Annotated in this window: 14 protein-coding genes and 1 pseudogene; 7 read left to right on the top strand and 8 right to left on the bottom strand. The window is 61.7% G+C overall.

Going from position 1 to position 19,352, the window contains the following annotated elements:
• The first annotated feature begins 17 nt into the window (after positions 1-17).
• The 4 genes from HF257_RS24180 (at position 18) to folD (ending at position 6,479) form a co-directional block, all read left to right on the top strand.
• On the top strand, positions 18-1,385 hold the full coding sequence (locus HF257_RS24180) for an NAD(P)-binding domain-containing protein (RefSeq protein ID WP_185710971.1): 1,368 nt from the start codon (positions 18-20) through the stop codon (positions 1,383-1,385).
• 15 nt (positions 1,386-1,400) lie between these two features.
• The gene (locus HF257_RS24175; protein WP_185710970.1) at positions 1,401-3,743 is read left to right on the top strand and encodes a DUF1989 domain-containing protein; all 2,343 of its coding nucleotides are present in this window, start codon (positions 1,401-1,403) and stop codon (positions 3,741-3,743) included.
• Between the two features lie 76 nt (positions 3,744-3,819).
• Positions 3,820-5,499, top strand: a complete 1,680-nt coding sequence (locus HF257_RS24170) for an APC family permease (RefSeq protein WP_185710969.1) — start codon at positions 3,820-3,822, stop codon at positions 5,497-5,499.
• 65 nt (positions 5,500-5,564) lie between these two features.
• Positions 5,565-6,479, top strand: a complete 915-nt coding sequence (gene folD / locus HF257_RS24165; protein WP_185710968.1) for a bifunctional methylenetetrahydrofolate dehydrogenase/methenyltetrahydrofolate cyclohydrolase FolD — start codon at positions 5,565-5,567, stop codon at positions 6,477-6,479.
• Positions 6,480-6,710: 231 nt separating this feature from the next.
• On the opposite strand, the gene HF257_RS24160 is transcribed toward folD, so the two are convergent.
• The 5 genes from HF257_RS24160 to glnT form a co-directional block, all read right to left on the bottom strand.
• Positions 6,711-8,021 carry an ammonium transporter gene (locus HF257_RS24160; RefSeq protein WP_185710229.1) on the bottom strand — a complete coding sequence of 437 codons (1,311 nt, stop codon included), beginning with the start codon at positions 8,019-8,021 and terminating at the stop codon, positions 6,711-6,713.
• Between the two features lie 90 nt (positions 8,022-8,111).
• Positions 8,112-9,434, bottom strand: a complete 1,323-nt coding sequence (locus HF257_RS24155) for an FMN-binding glutamate synthase family protein (RefSeq protein ID WP_185710228.1) — start codon at positions 9,432-9,434, stop codon at positions 8,112-8,114.
• 15 nt (positions 9,435-9,449) lie between these two features.
• The gene (locus HF257_RS24150; protein WP_185710227.1) at positions 9,450-10,124 is read right to left on the bottom strand and encodes a GltB/FmdC/FwdC-like GXGXG domain-containing protein; all 675 of its coding nucleotides are present in this window, start codon (positions 10,122-10,124) and stop codon (positions 9,450-9,452) included.
• A gap of 11 nt (positions 10,125-10,135) precedes the next feature.
• A complete protein-coding gene (locus HF257_RS24145) occupies positions 10,136-11,041 on the bottom strand; it encodes a class II glutamine amidotransferase (protein ID WP_185710226.1) in 906 nt (301 codons plus the stop codon).
• Positions 11,042-11,063: 22 nt separating this feature from the next.
• On the bottom strand, positions 11,064-12,398 hold the full coding sequence (glnT, locus tag HF257_RS24140) for a type III glutamate--ammonia ligase (RefSeq protein ID WP_185710225.1): 1,335 nt from the start codon (positions 12,396-12,398) through the stop codon (positions 11,064-11,066).
• Between the two features lie 269 nt (positions 12,399-12,667).
• Here glnT and HF257_RS24135 point away from each other — a divergent pair, with 269 nt between their 5' ends.
• Entirely contained in the window at positions 12,668-13,273 is a 606-nt protein-coding gene (locus HF257_RS24135; protein ID WP_446677026.1) for a helix-turn-helix domain-containing protein, read from the top strand.
• A gap of 1 nt (position 13,274) precedes the next feature.
• Here the strand turns inward: HF257_RS24135 and HF257_RS24130 are convergent, their stop codons facing one another.
• A complete protein-coding gene (locus HF257_RS24130) occupies positions 13,275-14,681 on the bottom strand; it encodes a purine-cytosine permease family protein (protein ID WP_185710223.1) in 1,407 nt (468 codons plus the stop codon).
• A 322-nt stretch (positions 14,682-15,003) separates the two neighbouring features.
• Here HF257_RS24130 and HF257_RS24125 point away from each other — a divergent pair, with 322 nt between their 5' ends.
• A complete protein-coding gene (locus tag HF257_RS24125; protein ID WP_185710222.1) occupies positions 15,004-15,489 on the top strand; it encodes a flavin reductase family protein in 486 nt (161 codons plus the stop codon).
• A 157-nt stretch (positions 15,490-15,646) separates the two neighbouring features.
• On the opposite strand, the gene HF257_RS33665 is transcribed toward HF257_RS24125, so the two are convergent.
• Both HF257_RS33665 and HF257_RS33660 read right to left on the bottom strand, forming a co-directional pair.
• On the bottom strand, positions 15,647-16,375 hold the full coding sequence (locus tag HF257_RS33665) for a methyl-accepting chemotaxis protein (protein WP_408635726.1): 729 nt from the start codon (positions 16,373-16,375) through the stop codon (positions 15,647-15,649).
• Positions 16,376-16,504: 129 nt separating this feature from the next.
• Positions 16,505-17,581, bottom strand: a pseudogene (locus HF257_RS33660) (cache domain-containing sensor histidine kinase); the annotation flags it as partial.
• Between the two features lie 188 nt (positions 17,582-17,769).
• On the opposite strand from HF257_RS33660, the gene HF257_RS24115 reads away from it, so the two are divergent.
• Positions 17,770-18,813 carry an LLM class flavin-dependent oxidoreductase gene (locus HF257_RS24115; RefSeq protein ID WP_185710220.1) on the top strand — a complete coding sequence of 348 codons (1,044 nt, stop codon included), beginning with the start codon at positions 17,770-17,772 and terminating at the stop codon, positions 18,811-18,813.
• Positions 18,814-19,352 lie beyond the last annotated feature (539 nt).

Here is a 19,352-nt window from a genome sequence, read left to right as displayed (position 1 = left end):
CTTCAGGAGGCACGCTCATGACCCTACGTGTAGCAATCATCGGCGCCGGCCCGTGCGGCCTGGCCCAACTTCGCGCGTTCCAGTCGGCCCGCGACCAAGGCACGCCCATTCCCGAACTGGTGTGCTTTGAAAAGCAGCAGGACTGGGGCGGCATGTGGAACTACACCTGGCGTACCGGCCTGGATGAAAACGGCGAACCGGTGCACGGCAGCATGTACCGCTACCTGTGGTCCAACGGCCCCAAGGAATGCCTGGAGTTCGCCGACTACACCTTTGAAGAACACTTTGGCCGGCCCATCGGCTCCTACCCGCCGCGCGAAGTGTTGTGGGACTACATCAAGGGGCGCGTGGAAAAGGCCGGCGTGCGCGACTACATCCGCTTCAACAATGTGGTGCGCCAGGTCACCTTTGACGAGCAGACCCAGCGTTTCACGCTGTACGCCCACGACTACAACAGCGATACGCTGACCTGCGAAGCATTCGACTACGTGATCAATGCCTGTGGCCACTTCTCCACGCCCAAGGTGCCGTACTTCGAAGGTTTCGAACAGTTCGCCGGGCGCATCCTGCACGCCCATGATTTTCGCGAGGCACTGGAGTTCAAGGACAAGGACCTGCTGATTGTCGGCAGCAGCTACTCCGCCGAGGACATCGGCTCGCAATGCTACAAATACGGCGCGCGCAGCATCACCAGTTGCTACCGCAGTGCACCCATGGGTTATGCCTGGCCGGACAACTGGGAAGAAAAACCGCTGCTCAAGCGCCTGGAAAACAACCGCGCCTACTTTGTCGATGGCAGCAGCAAACACATCGACGCGGTGATCCTGTGCACCGGCTACAAACATCATTTTCCGTTCCTGCCGGATGAGCTGAGCCTCAAGACCGACAACCGCCTGTGGCCGATGAACCTCTACAAGGGCGTGTTCTGGGAACCCAACCCTCGGCTGATCTACCTGGGCATGCAGGACCAGTGGTACTCCTTCAACATGTTCGATGCCCAGGCCTGGTACGCCCGCGATGTGATCCTGGGGCGCATCGCCCTGCCGGACGCGGCCGAGCGCGCCGCCGACAGCCAGCAGTGGCACGCACGCGAGCAGACCTTGGAAACCAATCAGCAGATGTTCGAATACCAGGGCGCCTACATCCAGCACCTGGTGGACGCCACCGACTACCCGAATTTCGACATCGCGGCGGTGAACGAAACCTTCCTGCACTGGAAGCACGACAAGGCGCAAAACATCATGGGCTACCGCGACAAGTCCTATCGCTCGCTGATGACCGGCACCCAGTCGCCGCCCCATCACACGCCGTGGCTGCTCGCGCTGGATGACTCCATGGCGGCGTACCTCGGTGAGCCGCCGACGTCTATTCAATCCGTCGGCTGACCCGGGAGCCTGTCCATGCATGCACCACGGGTGTCCCATCCCCAAGAGCCGGGCCTGTTTGCCCGCTCGCCGAACCTGGAGCGTTATCGCGTCGGCGTCGGCGGCTTGACCCTGATCGACTTGCAACCCGGCGACAGCCTGCAAGTGATCGACCTTGAAGGCCGCCAACCCTGCGAACTGCTGGCCCTGGACAGTAAGGGGCGCAGCACGCTGTCGGACTGGGCGCTACAGGGCGCGCCGGACTGCGCTTTTATCCCGGCCCAGTTAGCCCGCGCAACGCCCCAGGCGCGGCGCATCCAGCAAGCCTTGAGCCGACGCGGCATCGATCCGCAACGCTTGCCCCACGCCGCCTCATTGTGGGACGAAGACAGCCCGGCCAACTACAGCCGGCGCTTCACCGCCACGGACGAGGGCTTGCTGATCATTGCCGCACCCGCAGGGCCCACCGCCGTGGACCAGCAGTACCGGCCCAGCGAACTCAGGGTCTGGGTCACCCGTGCCAACCCGTCGCCCTTGCTGCTGCCAGGCCTGCCAGAACCGCTGGGCGAACTGCTCGACGAGTTCACCCTGCACGCTGGCAGCGCGCGCAGCTACACCGTAGGCAAGGGCCAGTACGTGCAGGTGCTGGACGTGGCCGGGCGACAGTGCTCGGACTTCGTCGCCCTCGACCGCCGCGCCCTGGACCGTGGTGTGGAACTGGACCTGGACCAGACCGTGACGCGCACCCTGAACGGCAGCGCCTACCCGGCGCCTGGGCTGTTCTCGAAGTTTTTCGACCGCCAGATGCAGCCGATGCTCGAGGTGGTGCGCGACACCGTGGGCCGCCACGACTCGTTCGCCCTGGCCTGCGCGGCGCGCTATTACGAAAGCCACGGCTACTTTGGGCACGACAACTGCAGCGACAACCTCAGCCAGGTCCTCGCCTCCCACGGCGTACAGGCACGCAGCGGTTGGCCGGCGATCAATTTTTTCTTCAACACCGGCATCGACGCGCACCAGCAGATGACCCTCGACGAACCCTGGTCGCGCCCCGGCGACTATGTGTTGTTGCGCGCCACTACCGACCTGCTGTGTGCCAGCACCTCGTGCCCGGATGACATCGACCCGGCCAATGGCTGGGAACCGAGCGATATCCATGTCCGCATCTACAGCGAAAAGGAGCGTTTTTCCATCGCCATGAGCACACGAACCACGGCAGATGCCGACCCGATCCTGACCCGCGAATCCGGGTTTCACTCCCGCACCAGCGCCCTCACCGGCAGCTTCAGCGACTACCGCAACTGGTGGCTGCCGCTGCGCTACGACGGTTATGGCGCCATCGAGGAATACCTGGGGTGTCGCGAGCGCGTTGCGGTGATGGACCTGACCGCCCTGCGCAAATTCGACATCATCGGCCCTGACGCCGAAGCCCTGTTGCAGCACTGCCTGACTCGCGATGTACGCCGGCTGGCGGTGGGCCAGGTGGTGTATTCGGCGATGTGCCACGCCCACGGCGGCATGCTCGATGACGGCACGTTGCTGCGCCTGGGCCCGGACAACTTTCGCTGGATCTGCGGGGAAGACTACGCCGGGGTGTGGTTGCGCGAGCAGGCACAGAAATTGGGCATGAAGGTGTGGGTCAAGTCCGCCAGCGAGCAGATCCACAACCTGGCGGTTCAAGGACCGCTGAGCCGCGACTTGCTCAAGCAGATGGTCTGGACGCCGCTCACCCAGCCCAGCGTGGAAACCCTTGGCTGGTTCCGCTTCCTGGTGGGGCGGCTGGACGGCTTCGACGGCTGCCCGTTGATGATTTCGCGCACCGGCTACACCGGCGAACTGGGCTACGAGGTCTGGTGCCAACCCGAAGACGCGGAGCGCGTGTGGGACCGTATCTGGCAACTGGGCGAGCCTTTGGGCCTGGTGCCCCTGGGCCTGGAAGCCCTGGATATGTTGCGCATCGAAGCCGGGCTGATTTTTGCCGGGTATGAGTTCAGTGACCAGACCGATCCCTTCGAGGCGGGCATCGGGTTCAGCGTGCCGCTGAAAAGCAAGACCGATGACTTTATCGGGCGTGACGCCTTGTTGCGCCGCAGCGCCCACCCCACCCACAAGCTGGTCGGCCTGCACCTGGATGGCAATGAGGCCGCGCACCATGGCGACCCGGTTTACCGCGGCCGCGCCCAGGTCGGGGTCATCACCAGTGCCTGCCGTTCCCCGCTGCTGGCCAGCAACATCGCGTTGTGCCGGGTGGACGTCACGTGCGCCGAGCCTGGCAGCGTGGTGGAGATTGGCAAAGTCGATGGCCTGCAGAAGCGCATCAGCGCCACGGTCAGCGCAGCGATTTTCTACGACCCGGACAAGAGCCGGGTGCGTAGCTGATCGTCCCGAACACCGCGTGCGCCACCCTACTTTGACTGCCCCCACTTAACCGCTATTCAGACATGGGAATACAAAGATGGAAGCGACTACATTCGAGGCCGTTCCGCAGGCTGCCAGCTCAGTGGGCAGCCTGCACCGCAAGATCGATTGGCGCGGGGCATTCTGGGTTGCCAGCGGCGTGCCCGCGCTGGTGCTGTTTTCCATCGGCGCGATTGCCGCCACCGTGGGCAAGCCGGCGTGGATCGTATGGATCGTGTCGATCCTGTTCGGGTTCATCCAGGCCTTTACCTATGCCGAAATTGCCGGGCTGTTCCCGCATAAATCCGGCGGCGCCTCGGTGTATGGCGCAGTGGCCTGGGTACGCTACAGCAAGCTGATTGCGCCGGTGTCGGTGTGGTGCAACTGGCTGGCCTGGTCGCCGGTGCTGTCCATCGGTTCGGGGCTGGCGGCGGGGTACATCCTCACCGCGCTGTTTCCTGCCGATGCGTTGATCAATACCTGGCAACTGACCCTGCTGGACCTGGGCTGGATCAAGAGCGGGCTGTCGCTGCGTATCAATGCGACCTTCGGCATTGGCCTGCTGATCCTGCTGACGGTGTTTGCCGTGCAGCATGGCGGCATCCTGCGTTCGGCGCGCCTGACGTTGGTACTCGGCGTCACCTCGTTGATTCCGCTGTTGCTGGTGGGCGTGGTGCCGTTGTTTACCGGGGATGCGGCCCAGGCCAACTTCCTGCCGCTGTACCCCTTGGCCCATGATGCGGCCGGGCAAGTCATCGACGGCCCATGGGACATTTCGGGCTGGTCGCTGATGGCCGGCGGGTTGTTCATGGCGGCGTGGTCCACCTACGGCTTCGAAACGGCGGTGTGCTACACCCGTGAATTCAAGGACCCCAAGCGTGACACCTTCAAGGCGATCTTCTACGCCGGGTTGTTGTGCATCCTGGTGTTCACCCTGGTACCGCTGGCATTCCAGGGCAGCCTCGGGCTGGGCCAATTGGTCACCCCGGCAGTGCTCGATGCCAGCGGCGCAGTGGTCACGCCAGCGGTGTACAGCGGCTTGCTGTCGCCGGCGATCTACAGCGGCATGGGCGTTGGCCAGGTAATGGCCGACAGCATCGGCGGCGGCAAGGTGGTAGCCAATATCGTGCTGATCATGCTGGTGCTGGCGACGTTGCTGGCGATCATGACGTCGATGTCCGGTTCGTCGCGCACCCTGTACCAAGCCTCGGTGGATGGCTGGCTGCCCAAGTACCTGGGGCGCACCAACGAACACGGCGCGCCGACGGCGGCGATGTGGACCGACTTGTCGTTCAACCTGCTGCTGTTGCTGATGTCCGACTACGTGTTTGTGCTGGCGGCGTCCAACGTCAGCTACATCATCTTCAACTTCCTCAACCTCAATGCTGGCTGGATCCATCGCCTGGACCGCCCCGACTGGGTGCGCCCGTACAAGGCCCCGACGCTCTTGCTCGCGGCCGGCGGCGTGCTGAGCTTCGTCAACCTGGCCTGCATGGGCCTGGGCGCGGACATCTGGGGCGCGGGCACATTGGTCACCGGCCTGCTGTTGGCACTGCTGATTTTGCCGGTGTTCTGCTACCGCCACTATGTGCAGGACAAGGGCCGCTTCCCCGCCGCCATGCTCACCGACCTGTATATCCAGGCCGATGACGGCCAACGCCGCGCCGGCTGGCTGCCCTATGCCACGCTGATCGCTGGCGTGCTGGTGGTGTACGGTTGCCATCAACTGGTAGCCTGAGCTGCCTGGCCTGTTTATCGCTGAGGGATCCGTCCCTCAGCCCTCTCCTACTCCTCCTGATAACGGTGACGCTCTTGACCAGTCCCCTCCCTGCCCTTGCCCGCGATATCGACGGCAAGGCCATCTCTGCCCTGGTGCTCGACGAGGTTCGCGCAGAGGTCCAGGCACTCGCTACCCAGCAGGTCTTCCCGGCCCTGGCGGTGCTGCTGGTAGGCGAAGACCCGGCCAGCGAAGTGTACGTGCGCAATAAACTGCTACGGGCCAAGGACGTAGGCATTCGCTCGCTGGAGTACCGTTTGGCGCAGGATGCCAGTCAACAACAGGTGCTGGCGTTGATTGCACAACTCAACGCAGATGCCACCGTGAATGGCATTCTGGTGCAGTTGCCATTACCGGCGCATATCGACGAGCAGGCAGTGATCCACGCCATTGATCCGATCAAGGACGTGGATGGGTTCCATCGCGAAAACGTCGGCGGCCTGGTGCAAGGCATCGAAGTACTGACGCCCTGCACTCCCAGCGGCTGCATGCGCCTGCTGTATGAAACCTGTGGCGACCTGAGCGGTTTGCACGCGGTGGTGATTGGGCGCTCGAACATTGTTGGCAAGCCGATGGCGACCTTGCTGCTGCAGGCCAACTGCTCAGTCAGCGTGGTGCACTCGCGTAGCCGCGATGCAGCGGCGTTGTGCCGTTTGGCCGATATCGTGGTGGCGGCCGTGGGTCGCCCGCAATTGATCGACGCCAGTTGGCTCAAGCCCGGTGCGGTGGTGATTGATGTGGGGATCAACCGCATCAACACCGACACCGGCACACGCCTGGTGGGGGATGTTGATTACGCCAGCGCCCGCACCGTGGCCAGCGCCATCACCCCAGTGCCTGGCGGCGTGGGGCCGATGACCATTGCCTACTTGCTGAAAAACACCCTGATTGCCAGCCAGTTGCAGCGCACCACCCTGCCCCGCGCGCTGGCGGTGATCTGAGCCATCGCAGGCAAGACAGCTCCCACAGGGGATCTGGTGGTGCCTGGGAGGTCTGTAGCCGGGTGCGTTCTGACGGCGTGGGGCCGATGACCATTGCCTACTTGCTGAAAAACACCCTGAGTGCCAGCCAGTTGCAGCGCACCACCCTGCCCCGCGCGCTGGCGGGGATCTGAGCCTTCGCGAGCAAGCCCGCTCCCACATTAAAAAGACTGCATTTATTCAGGGTAAGGCTCAGTGGTTGTAGGCCCGCTCGTTGTGCTCCGCCATGTCCAACCCCATTTCTTCCACCGACTCATGGGCACGCAAGCCGATCAACGCATTGACCACCTTGAGGATGATCCAACTGACCACAAAGCAATACACCGTGGTCAACAGCACGCCTTTGATCTGTGCGATTACCTGGCCGCCCATGGTCACGCCTTCCACCAGCCCGCCCATCGACGGTACGCAGAACACGCCAGTCAGCACTGCGCCGATCATGCCGCCGATGCCGTGCAAACCGAATACGTCGAGGCTGTCGTCGTAGCCAAAACGGCGTTTCAACACGGTCACGCTCAGGTAGCAGAACACCCCGCACAACAGGCCAATGGCCAATGCACCACCGACGCCGACATAGGCGCAGGCGGGGGTAATCCCTACCAAACCGGCTAGCGCACCACTGGCCAAACCCAACGCGCTCGGCTTGCCGACCTTGAACCACTCGGTGAACATCCAGCCGAGAATGCCCGCACACGCTCCCAGTTGGGTGTTGAGCATGACGATGCCCGAGGTGCCATTCAGCCCGCCACCGGAGCCGATATTGAAGCCAAACCAGCCGACCCACAGCATCGCCGCGCCGACCATGGTCAGGCTCAGGTTATGCGCAGGCATCGGCGTGTTCTGGTAGCCCTTGCGCTTGCCGAGGATCAGGCATGCGGCCAGCGCCGCCACACCGGCGTTGATGTGCACCGCGGTGCCGCCGGCAAAGTCCAACACGCCCCAGTTGTGCATCAAGGCCCCCGAACCGCCCCACACCATATGCGCCACCGGTGCGTACACCAGGGTGAACCAGATGGCCATGAACAGCAGCGCCGCCGAGAACTTCATGCGTTCGGCAAAGGCACCTGCGATGAGTGCAGGAGTGATGATGGCGAAGGTCATCTGGAAGGTCACGAACACGCCTTCCGGGATATCCCCCACCAGGCTGTCGGGCGTCATACCCGCCAGAAAGGCACGGCTCAAACCACCGACAAAACTGTTGAAGGTCACCTGCCCTTCAACCATGCCCGTGGTGTCGACCACCATGCTGTAGCCGTAGATCACCCACAGCACGCCAACGAGTCCTGCGATACCAAAACACTGGGTGAACAACGACAGCATGTTTTTCGCGCGGACCAATCCACCGTAGAACAGCGCGAGTCCCGGCAGGCACATGAACAACACCAGCACGGCGGCGGTGACCATCCAGGCGGTGCTGCCGGTGTTCAGGACGGGGGCATCGGCAGCCTGGGCCAACGGCACGAATGCACTGGCCGCCAATACAGCAAGAAGACGATTGACCATGTTCAAAGCTCCTGCAAAAGAAATGGGAAGTGCCTGGTTGTGGTGAACGAGGGTGTTGTAGTGAGCGGGCTTGCCCCGCTCACTACAAGGTTAATAGCCGGAGCCGGGGATCCAAGAAGTGCCGGCCAGCGGTACACGGGCCATGGCGGCGGACTCTACGGTCAGAGCAACCAGGTCCTCGGGATCGAGGTTGTGCAGGTGCGACTTGCCGCACGCGCGTGCCATGGTCTGGGCTTCCAGCACCATCACCCGCAGGTAGTTGGCCAAGCGGCGCCCGCCTTCCACCGGGTCCAGGCGCTTGGACAGCTCCGGGTCCTGGGTGGTGATGCCGGCCGGGTCGCGGCCGTTTTGCCAGTCGTCGTAGAAACCGGCCGCCGAGCCGATCTTTTTCAACTCCTCGTCCAAGCGTGGGTGGTTGTCGCCCAGGGCAATCAGCGCCGCCGTGCCGATGGCCACCGCATCCGCGCCCATCGCCATGGCCTTGGCCACATCGGCGCCGTTACGGATGCCGCCCGACACAATCAACTGCACCTTGCGGTGCATGCCCATCTCCTGCAACGCCTGTACCGCCTGCGGGATGGCCGACAGAATCGGGATGCCGACGTGTTCGATAAACACTTCCTGGGTTGCTGCCGTACCGCCTTGCATGCCGTCGAGCACGATCACATCGGCACCGGCTTTCACCGCCAGCTTCACGTCGTAATACGGGCGGCTGGCACCGATTTTCACGTAGATCGGTTTTTCCCAATCGGTGATCTCGCGCAGCTCGGCGATCTTGATTGCCAAGTCATCCGGGCCGGTCCAGTCCGGGTGGCGGCAGGCGCTGCGCTGGTCCACGCCGATCGGCAAGGTGCGCATGCCGGCCACGCGCTCGGTCACTTTCATGCCCAGCAACATGCCGCCACCGCCGGGCTTGGCGCCCTGGCCGAGGACGATCTCGATGGCGTCGGCCTTGCGCAAGTCATCCGGGTTCATGCCGTAGCGCGACGGCAGGTACTGATACACCAAGTGCTGGGACTGGCCGCGTTCTTCCGGGGTCATGCCGCCGTCGCCGGTGGTGGTGCTGGTACCGGCGATGGTCGCGCCACGGCCCAGGGCTTCCTTGGCATTGGCCGAGAGTGCGCCGAAGCTCATGCCGGCGATGGTCACCGGGATTTTCAGGTGGATCGGCTTCTTGGCAAAGCGGTTGCCGAGGATTACATCGGTGCCGCACTTCTCGCGATAGCCTTCCAGCGGGTAGCGCGACACGCTGGCGCCGAGCAGCAACAGGTCATCGAAATGCGGCAGCTTGCGCTTGGTGCCGCCGCCGCGAATGTCGTAGATGCCGGTTTCGGCGGCACGCTGGATTTCCTGGATGGTCAGGCGGTCGAAGGTGGCCGACTCGCGCAGGACCGGAGTGTGTTGTTCGCTCATGGTGTAGCTCCTGGATCAGTACGCGGAAGCGTTATCGACTTTGAAGTTGTACAGCTGGCGGGCCGAGCCATAGCGCTTGAAGTCCGCCGCCTGATGGGCGAAACCAGCCAGGTCCAGCAGCGCTTGCAGCTCTTGCAGGTGCTCGCTGCGCATCTCTTTTTCGATGCAATCGGAACCCAGGGACTCCACCGTGCCTTTGACGTAGATATGGGTTTCGTACAGCGAGTCGCCCAGTGCATCACCGGCATCGCCGCATACGACCAAACGCCCGGCCTGGCCCATGAAGCAGCTCATATGGCCGATGCTACCGCCCACCACAATGTCGATGCCCTTCATGGAGATGCCGCAACGCGCGCCCGCGTCGCCTTCAATCACCAGCAGGCCACCATGGGCCGTGGCCCCGGCGGCCTGGGAGGCGCTGCCTTTGACGCGCACCGAGCCCGACATCATGTTTTCGGCGCAGCCCACGCCAACGTTGCCGTGCACGGTGATCGACGCCTGCTGGTTCATGCCCGCGCAGTAGTAACCGGCATGGCCCTCGATATCGATGGACACCGGTTGGTTCACGCCCACGGCGAGGTTGTGCTTGCCGTTGGAATGGGTGACGCGCCATTCGCTGTCGATAGCCTGGCCGTGCAGCGCCTGGTTGAGGTCACGCACGGTGGCGGTGGAAAGATCGATGGTTTGCATATGTGCGCTCCTTAAGCTGATGGGCGTTCCCAGATGTACAACGTGGCCGGTGCCGGCTCCCAGATACGGGCGTTCTCGATGCCCGGCAGGCTCGACAGCGCCTGGTATTCGGAGGCCATGGCCACGTAGTCGTCGGTTTCGGCGAGGATCGCCGGCTTGCAGGCGATGGGGTCGCGGATCACCGCAAAACCGTTGCGCGTGCCGATGGCAAAGGTGAAGAAACCGTCGAGGTCTTCCAAGGCATGGTCCAGCGCTTCTTTGAGCGAGTCGCCCTGTTGCAGGCGCCAGGTCAGGTAACCGGCGGCGACTTCGGTGTCGTTGTCGGTTTCAAAATGAATGCCTTCGCGCTTGAGTTCCTGGCGCAGACGGAAGTGGTTGGACAGCGAGCCGTTGTGCACCAGGCACAGGTCGGCGCCGGTGGAAAACGGGTGGCTGCCTTCCATGGTCACCGCGCTCTCGGTCGCCATGCGAGTGTGCCCGATGATGTGGCTGCCCTGCATGTTAGCCAGGCCGAAACGCTGGGAAATTTCCTTGGGCAGGCCCATGCCTTTGAGGATTTCGATGCTTTGCCCGGCGCTCATGATGCGCACGCTCGGCGCCAACTCCGCCAGGGCCAGGCGCACTGGCGCTTCGTCGGCGTGGACCTTCAAGACGGCGGCACTGGCGTTCTGGAACCAGTCCAGCGAACAGCCCAGGCGCCCTTCCAGCTCGCCCATCAGGGCCTGCCAGTCGAAGCCATCGGTGGTGGCTTGCAGGGTCAGCTTGACCCAGCCGTCGGCCACTTCATCACCGTAGATGGCAAAGCCCGCGCTGTCCGGGCCACGGTCGGTCATGGCTTGCAGCATCGGTTCAAACAGCTGGCCGAGCTGGGCTTCCAGCTGCGGTTTTTTCAGGTACAGACCTACGATTCCACACATAACAAGTCTCCGTCACACGGTGTCAGAAAAATTCGGTGTAGCGTTGGATTTCCCAGTCGCTCACATGGCGGCTGTATTCCACCCACTCCATGCGCTTGAGCTTGATGAACTCGCCCACGATCTGCGGGCCCAGCACCTCGGCAAACAGCGGGTCGGCTTCCAGCGCATCGCAGGCTTCCTTGAGGGATTGGGGCAGCGTCTTGATGCCGCGCGCCGCGATCTGTTCGAGGCTCAGGCTGTAGAGGTTTTCGTTGCAGACGTGGTCGATTTCCAACTGGCGATCGATGCCGTCCAGCCCGGCAGCGATGATCGCGGCGCTGACCAGGTAGGGGTTGCAGCCGGCGTCTGGCAGGCGGAATTCAAGGCGGCCATAGGGCACCCGCACCATGGCCGAACGGTTATTGGCGCCAAAGGCGATAAAGGCCGGCGCCCAGGTGGCGCCGGACAGTGAGTTACCGACCACCAGGCGCTTGTAGGAGTTGACCGTGGGCGCGGCGAACGCACACAGCGCCGGGCCATGGGCGAGCAAACCGGCGGCGAAGTGGTAAGCCAGTTTGGACAGGCCCATGCCGCTGGGGTCGCTGGCATCAAAGAACAGGTTCTTGTTCTCTGCGCTGCTGATGGACAGGTGAAAGTGCATGCCATTGCCGGCGCGCTTCGGGTCCGGCTTGGGCATAAACGAGCAGATCATGCCCAGATCATTAGCGATCTCGCCGGCAGCCATGCGGAAGAACGTGAAACGGTCAGCCGAGGTCAGCGCGTCGCTGTAGGTGTAGTTGATCTCGAACTGGCCGTTAGCGTCTTCGTGGTCGATTTGGTAGACCTCGAAATCCACCGCCTGCAAGGCCTCGGTCAGGCGCTCCAAAAATACCCGTGAACGCGACAGGCCCTTGTAGTCGTAGCAAGGCTTGTCGAGGTTATCGCTGGCGTCCACCAGTTGCAGCTTGCCGTGCTCGTCGCGGCGCATCAGGTTGAACTCGGGCTCCAGGCCGGTGTTCAGGGTCCAGCCCTTGTCCTGCAGGCGCTGCACCTGTTGTTGCAGCACGTAGCGGCTGTCATAGGGATGGGGCTTGCCGTCCACGTGGCCGACACACACCACCCGCCCGTAACCTGGTTGCCACGGCACCGGCGTCAGCGTGGCCAGGTCGCCCCGGGCCATGAAGTCCGGGCCATGGGGCTCCATGCCCATGCCACTGATGGCAAAACCGGCAAACCCCGCGCCCTCTTCGGCCACCGTCTTCAGCCCGCAGATGGGCACCGACTTGGTCTTGGCCGCGCCATGTATATCCACAAACTGAGCAAGCACGTACTTGATCCCGTGCTTGTCGATGATGCGCTGGGTTTCTGCTGGCAACATTGCTCGTCACTCCTCGCGAAAAGGCAAAACAGTGTGGATGGGCCGAACTGTCTTTTTATTCCTAAAAAGAAAGTTAGTTTCATCACAGGAATGCAATAGCCTTGCCAGATTGGCGAGCGAACGCCGCTGAGAGCGCAATTGTGCGATATATATGGGAATATTCTTTTCCCCTTGGGAATACGCTCCCCCAGGGCCGGCCGCCAAGAGCCATCGATTGCACTTTCCCAGTGCGAAACTAATATTACCGAACGGAAACCGTGCAGGATCTGATGACAATGCCCACCGAAACCGCTCCACGCCTCAAGCTCGAGCAATACCTGGGCCTGCAGATCAAACGCCAGCGCCAGGCACAGGACCTCAAGCTGTCCGATGTGGCGAAGATCGCCGACATCAGCCAGGGTATGCTGAGCAAGATCGAAAACGCCCAGGTCTCCACCAGCCTCGACACCTTGAGCCGTTTGTGCGATGTGCTGGGGCTGCCTCTCTCCAAATTGTTCAGTGAGTATGACCAGCAGGATGGCAGTGCTTTACTGGTCAAGGCCGACCAGGGCATGGAGGTGGTGCGCCGGGGCACCGAGAAGGGCCACACCTATCACCTGCTCAACCATACGCGCGGGCCGAAGAAGAGTTTCGAGGCGTATATGGTGAGCATGGATGACGCGAGCGAGGAGTTTCCGACGTTCTCTCATCCAGGCACGGAGTTCTTGCACCTGCTGGAGGGAGAGCTGATTTATCGGCATGGCAATCAGCTGTATCGCATGGAGGCCGGGGACAGCCTGACCTTTGAAGGCGAGGTGCCCCATGGGCCGGAACAGCTGGTGCAGGTGCCGATCCGGCTGTTGTCGATCATGAACTATGGGGCTGACAAGGAATAAGTCAGTCGGTGTAACCCAACTTCACCGCCCTGCTCTCCTGCGTTTTCTGGCGTGTCGCCAGGCAGTAATACAACGGGCACGTCACCACCAACCCCACCAGCCACGACAGGTCGGCGCCCTCCACCAGGTTGGCGTACGGGCCCACGTACAGCGACGTGTTGGCGAACGGCAGTTGCACCAGGATGCCGATGAAATACGCGACGATGGCATGCAGGTTAAAGCGCCCGTAAATGCCGCCATCCGCCTGGAAGATCGAAGCGATGTCGTAATGGCCGCGCTTGATGATGTAGAAGTCGATCAGGTTGATCGACGCCCACGGCACCAGCACCAGCAACAATGCGAGGATCAGGCCGATAAATTGCGAGATGAAGTTGGCCGACGCGCCCAGCGCCACCAGGCAGCAACCGATCAGGACGACACCCGAGAGCACCACGCGCACCTTGATGCTTGGGGTCCAGTGGCTGGCGAAGGTTTGGATCGAAGTAATGATCGACAGCACCGCGCCGTACAGATTCAGGGCGTTGTGGCTGATGATATTGAGCAGGAACAGCACCATCAGGATTGGCCCCAACCAGCCGGTGGCCTGCTTGACCGCGACCATGGCTTCGGTGCCTTCTGGCGTGGCCAACGCGGCCACCAGGCCAAAGGCAAACGACAGAATGGTGCCGAGGGTAGCGCCGAGGTAGGTGGCAATAAACGGTCGGGTGATGCCGATATCCGCCGGCAGGTAGCGCGAGTAGTCGCTGGTGTAGGGCGAGAAGCTGATCTGCCAGATCACCCCGAGGGACACGGTGGCCAGCCAGCCCGCCAGGTTGAAACCACCACGGCTGAGGAAATCTGCCGGCAAGTCATGGGCGAAGATGTAGATGAACCCCGCGAGCAACGCGCCGCCCATCACCCAGGTGCCGATGCGATTCAGGCTATGGATAAAGCGGTAGCCGATCACACCGATGGCGGTGGCGCTGAGGGCGCCGATCAGGATGCTCGCCGGTACCGGCACCGATGGCACGATGCCGACGATGGATTTGCCCGCCAGCACGATATTGGAAATGAAAAAGCCGATGTAGATCAGCGCCGCGAAGAACACGATCAGCAGCGCGCCATACCGCCCGAACTGCCCCCTGCTCTGCACCATCTGCGGAATGCCCATGCGCGGGCCTTGGGCTGACGCGAGCGCAATCACGATACCGCCGAGCATGTGCCCGAGGGCAATCGCCAGCAACCCCCACATCAAGTTGAGATGAAACACCTGGGCCACCATCGCGCCGGTGACGATAGGCAGCGGCGCAATGTTGGTGCTGAACCATAAGGTGAACAGGTCGCGGGCCTTTCCATGGCGCTCTGCGAGGGGAACGTAATCGACCGTGTGATTCTCGATCAGGGGGTCTTGCCGTGACATCTGGGGCATGGAAATGAACTCGCGTTTGTCTGATCTTATAGTTGTTTGACGCCAAACCGGGGGAGCTCTACGGCGCCCCCTCAGATGAACACCATATTATGGTATTCCAACATTTTCACAAGACTGATCCGTAGTCTTTGCACGCATCTGATCTGCAATTGTGCCACATGGCCCACTGCCATTTCTCGCTGAAAGCCCCGTATTTATTGGTTATAAGACCAAAGGTTGACGCTTGTCGGGCGCCCCAAAAAGCGCTTGCATCGATTGTATTACGGTATACCATCAGACCTACAAACTCATAAAAACTGTTATACCGTTCGAGGACCACCCCATGATCGATGCCGCCATCTACAAACAAGTGATGGGTTCGTTTCCGTCCGGAGTCACCGTGATCACCACCCTGGATGACGACGGGCAAATTGTTGGGCTGACCGCCAGTGCATTCAGCTCGTTGTCCATGGACCCGGCGCTGGTGCTGTTCTGCCCCAACTACAGCTCGGATTCGTACCCGGTGTTGATCAAGAACAAGCGCTTTGCCATCCACGTACTGTCTGGCGGGCAGCAGAACGAGGCCTATGCGTTTGCACGCAAGGGCAAGGACAAGGCGCAAGGCATCGAGTGGACATTGAGTGCATTGGGCAACCCGATCCTGGCGAATGCCACGGCGGTGATCGAGTGCGAGTTGTGGCGTGAATATGAAGGCGGTGATCACGCGATCATGGTGGGCTCGGTAAAGAACCTGATCGTGCCCGCGCAGAACGCCGGGCCGCTGGTGTATTGCAATGGCAAGATGGGCGCGCTGCCTGTGGTGGCCTGACTGCCACCTTCAAAGACAACACACATCAAAATGTGGGAGCGGGCTTGCTCGCGAATACGGTGTTTCAGTCGATGTATTCGGTGACTGACAGACTGTATTCGCGAGCAAGCCCGCTCCCACACTTGATTGCATTTCAAAGGGCTGCGGGGGTTAAACCTCAGGTCCGGAACCGGCTGACCAGTTGGTTCAACGTCTGCGACAACGCCGTCAACTGCTGCGCATCCTGGCGCGTGGAGTCGGCCAGGCTCGCCACCAACTGCGCGTCCCCGTGAATCTGGCTGATATGCCGGTTGATGTCCTCGGCGACCTGGTGCTGCTCTTCTGCCGCCGTGGCGATCTGGGTGTTCATGTCGCGGATCACGTCCACCGACTCACGGATCAGACCGAAGCTCTCTCGCGCCTCATTGATCGACACCACCGTCTCCTGGGACACCTCCAGGCTCGCATGCATCTGCTTGCCCATCTGGTGGGTACGACGCGCAAGGTTGCCTAATAGTCCGTCAATTTCGCCGGTGGAATCTGCGGTGCGTTTGGCCAATGCGCGCACTTCGTCTGCCACCACGGCAAACCCACGCCCCTGCTCGCCGGCGCGCGCGGCTTCGATGGCCGCGTTGAGCGCCAGCAGGTTGGTCTGTTCGGCGATGGAACGGATGGTGCCGAGGATCGACTGGATGTCGTTGCTGTCGCGCTCCAATTGCTCCATGGCCTGGGCGGAATGGCCGATTTCTTCGCTCAAGCGCCCGACGCTGTTCACCGCCGCGTCGATCTGCTGCTGCCCGGTATGGGCCTGGCGCTGGCCGTTGTCGGCGGAGTCGGCTGCCTGGCTGCAGGAACGCGCCACCTCGTTGGACGTGGCAACCATCTCATGGAACGCCGTGGACACCATGTCCACCGCCTCACGCTGGCGCTCGGCAACTTCGGCCATTTCCACCGACACTTCGGTGGCACTGCCGGAGCTGCTGTGGATCTGTCCGGCGGCCTGGCCGATGCGTTGGATCAGCGTGCGGATTGCCTCCAAGAACTGGTTGAACCAGCCAGCCAGCTGCGCGGTTTCATCGCGGCCTTTCACATCCAGTCGCGCGGTCAGATCGCCCTCGCCCTGGGCAATGCCCTCCAAACCGCTGACCACGCCGCGAATCGGCTTGACGATCAACCCGGCGAACCAAGCGCCCGCCACCGCAAACAACACACCACACACCAATGCGATGGCCGCGATCAACCACGTGAGTCGCGCCGCGCCGGCCATCACTTCACTCTCACGCACCAGCCCGACAAAGCGCCAGCCCAACGCCTTGGACGGCCACACCAGCGCCATGTAGCGCTCACCCGCCAGCTCTACTTGCACCAGGCCCTGGCCGGCTTCGCTCAACTGGCGATAACCCTCGCCCAGGTCGCCGAGTTTTTTGAAGTTGTGGGATGGGTCATTCGGGTCCACCAGCACCGTGTTGTTGGCTTCCATCAACATCAGGTAACCGCTCTCCCCTAGCTTGATCTGCTTGACCAAGTCAGTGAGCTGCTTGAGCGACACGTCGATATTCACCACGCCGCTGCGGTCATTGAAACTTTGTACGGTACTGACCAGCACCACATCGTCGGCCGCCCAGTAGTAGGCTTCGGTGCGCAGGGTCTTGCCCGGCTGCGCCATGGCGGTTTTGTACCAGGGGCGTGTGCGCGGATCGTAGCTGGCCAGTGCAGGGTCGCCCGGCCAGAACACATAACCGCCGTCTTCGGTGCCTAAAGACAAGTAGGTGTAGGCCGAATGACTCTTGGCCAACCCCTCGAACAGTTTGAACAGCTGTTGGTCGCGCTCGCCGGTCGCGACCTGCGCCGCATCGCTGGCCAGGTAGCGCTTCACCTGGCCATTGATGCCCTGCAATTGCGGGTGCGCCGCCAGGTAGGCAACGTTCTGGCTGATGCCTTCGAAAAACAGCTGCATGGCATTGTCGACCTGGCGGATCTCGCGCCCGCTGCTGTCGACAAAGCTGTCCCGTGCCTCGTGACGCACATTGAGGATGATCAGCACCGCCACCAGTATCACCGGCAAGCTGGCGATGACCGCAAAGGCCAGGATCAATTTTTGTTTTATGTTCATCAGGCTCGCCTTCCTTGTGAGGTGAGGGTGTAACCGTTGGAGAGAAAAGTTTTGCGGATATTTCGTATTATGGTATACCAACAATCAATCCGCCGAACAGCTGTCATCCGTGACAGGCCTCACAGTGGCGAGAGTACTTAAGGGCCCGCAGTCGACAGGCCGATCACAATAGATCCGAGGTAAGCGTCATGAAGTTTTCCCTGTTCGTACACATGGAACGTTGGGATGAAAGCGTCAGCCACCGTCAGTTGTTCGAAGACCTGACCGAACTGACCCTGATGGCCGAGGCCGGTGGTTTCAGCACTGTCTGGATTGGCGAACACCACGCCATGGAATACACCATCTCGCCCAGCCCGATGCCGCTGCTGGCTTACCTCGCAGCCAAGACCACCACGATTCACCTGGGCGCAGGTACCATCATTGCGCCGTTCTGGCACCCACTGCGGGTGGCGGGCGAATGTGCATTGCTCGATGTGATCAGCAACGGGCGCATGGAAGTCGGCCTTGCCCGTGGCGCCTACCAAGTGGAATTCGACCGCATGGCCGGTGGCATGCCCGCTTCCAGCGGTGGCCAGGCCCTGCGTGAGATGGTGCCGGTGGTGCGTGCACTGTGGAAAGGCGACTACGCCCACGACGGCGACATCTGGAAATTCCCCACCTCCACCAGCGTGCCCAAGCCGATCCAGCAGCCTAACCCGCCGATGTGGATCGCCGCCCGCGACCCGGACTCCCACAACTTCGCGGTGGCCAATGGCTGCAACGTGATGGTCACGCCGCTGATGAAGGGCGATGAAGAAGTCCTGGACCTGAAAAACAAATTCCAGGCCGCCCTCGACAACAACCCAGGCGTACCACGCCCGCAACTGATGGTGCTGCGTCACACCCACGTGCATGCCGAAAATGACCCAGAGGGTTGGAAAGTCGGAGCTCAGGCGATCTCGAAGTTCTATCGCACCTTCGATGCCTGGTTCGGCAACAAGACCGTGCCGGTCAACGGCTTCCTTGAGCCAAGCCCGGAAGAGAAGTTCGCCGGTCGTCCTGAGTTCGAACTGGAAAGCCTGCACAAGACCGCGATGATCGGCACCGCTGCAGAGATCATCCCGCGTATCCAGTACTACCAGGAACTGGGGGTGGATGAATTCAGCTTTTGGTGCGACAACAGCCTGTCTCATGCCGAGAAGAAGAAGTCGTTGGCGCTGTTTATCGAGCAGGTAGTGCCGGCGTTTCGCTAAGAAACAAAGCGCAAGCCCGTTCTTGTAGTGAGCGGGCTTGCCCCGCGCGGCGGTGTATCGGGCGTCTCAGGCTTATCTGAAACACCGCAGCGCGGGCATAGGTATCTACACAACTTTGAGTGTTGCCCTGAACCTGTGGGAGCGGGCTTGCTCGCGAAGGCGGCCTATCATGCGACTGGGCTTTCTTGGATGTACATCGCTCTAATGTGTGGCTTGCCTGCGATGGCAGTGTGTATGGCGCTGAAGCCTTTTGGTCGGAGTACATATCCGTTATTTAGGTGATGGCTGATATAGGTTCCGCCCTTACGGCGGCTCACTTTTGAAGAGCGCAAAAGTAAGCAAAACGCTCTTGCCCCACCACTCGGCACCTCGCCTAGGCTCGGTGTGCCCTCTCTCCGGCCAGCGTGGTTTAACGGGGCGCCTAAGATCAAGATCAAAAGCCAAATCAAAAGCCAGAGCCTAGGGGTTGGTCAGGTCCAATCGTTGTGTAGATGTCTATGCAGCGCGGGGCAAGCCCGCTCACTACAAGGCAATATCAC

Source organism: Pseudomonas cremoris (genome assembly GCF_014230465.1).
Note: the sequence above shows the minus strand (reverse complement) of the source record. Positions and strands in the feature narration are given on the sequence as shown.

What these genes read in the sequence shown, in the direction of transcription:
- HF257_RS24160 (WP_185710229.1), bottom strand. Translation starts at nt 8,021, where the DNA reads ATGGTCAATCGTCTTCTTGCTGTATTGGCGGCCAGTGCATTCGTGCCG.
- HF257_RS24130 (WP_185710223.1), bottom strand. Translation starts at nt 14,681, where the DNA reads ATGCCCCAGATGTCACGGCAAGACCCCCTGATCGAGAATCACACGGTC.
- HF257_RS24170 (WP_185710969.1), top strand. Translation starts at nt 3,820, where the DNA reads ATGGAAGCGACTACATTCGAGGCCGTTCCGCAGGCTGCCAGCTCAGTG.
- HF257_RS24180 (WP_185710971.1), top strand. Translation starts at nt 18, where the DNA reads ATGACCCTACGTGTAGCAATCATCGGCGCCGGCCCGTGCGGCCTGGCC.
- HF257_RS24155 (WP_185710228.1), bottom strand. Translation starts at nt 9,434, where the DNA reads ATGAGCGAACAACACACTCCGGTCCTGCGCGAGTCGGCCACCTTCGAC.
- HF257_RS24175 (WP_185710970.1), top strand. Translation starts at nt 1,401, where the DNA reads ATGCATGCACCACGGGTGTCCCATCCCCAAGAGCCGGGCCTGTTTGCC.
- HF257_RS24145 (WP_185710226.1), bottom strand. Translation starts at nt 11,041, where the DNA reads ATGTGTGGAATCGTAGGTCTGTACCTGAAAAAACCGCAGCTGGAAGCC.
- glnT (WP_185710225.1), bottom strand. Translation starts at nt 12,398, where the DNA reads ATGTTGCCAGCAGAAACCCAGCGCATCATCGACAAGCACGGGATCAAG.
- HF257_RS24115 (WP_185710220.1), top strand. Translation starts at nt 17,770, where the DNA reads ATGAAGTTTTCCCTGTTCGTACACATGGAACGTTGGGATGAAAGCGTC.
- HF257_RS24150 (WP_185710227.1), bottom strand. Translation starts at nt 10,124, where the DNA reads ATGCAAACCATCGATCTTTCCACCGCCACCGTGCGTGACCTCAACCAG.
- HF257_RS24135 (WP_446677026.1), top strand. Translation starts at nt 12,668, where the DNA reads ATGACAATGCCCACCGAAACCGCTCCACGCCTCAAGCTCGAGCAATAC.
- HF257_RS24125 (WP_185710222.1), top strand. Translation starts at nt 15,004, where the DNA reads ATGATCGATGCCGCCATCTACAAACAAGTGATGGGTTCGTTTCCGTCC.
- HF257_RS33665 (WP_408635726.1), bottom strand. Translation starts at nt 16,375, where the DNA reads ATGGTGTCCACGGCGTTCCATGAGATGGTTGCCACGTCCAACGAGGTG.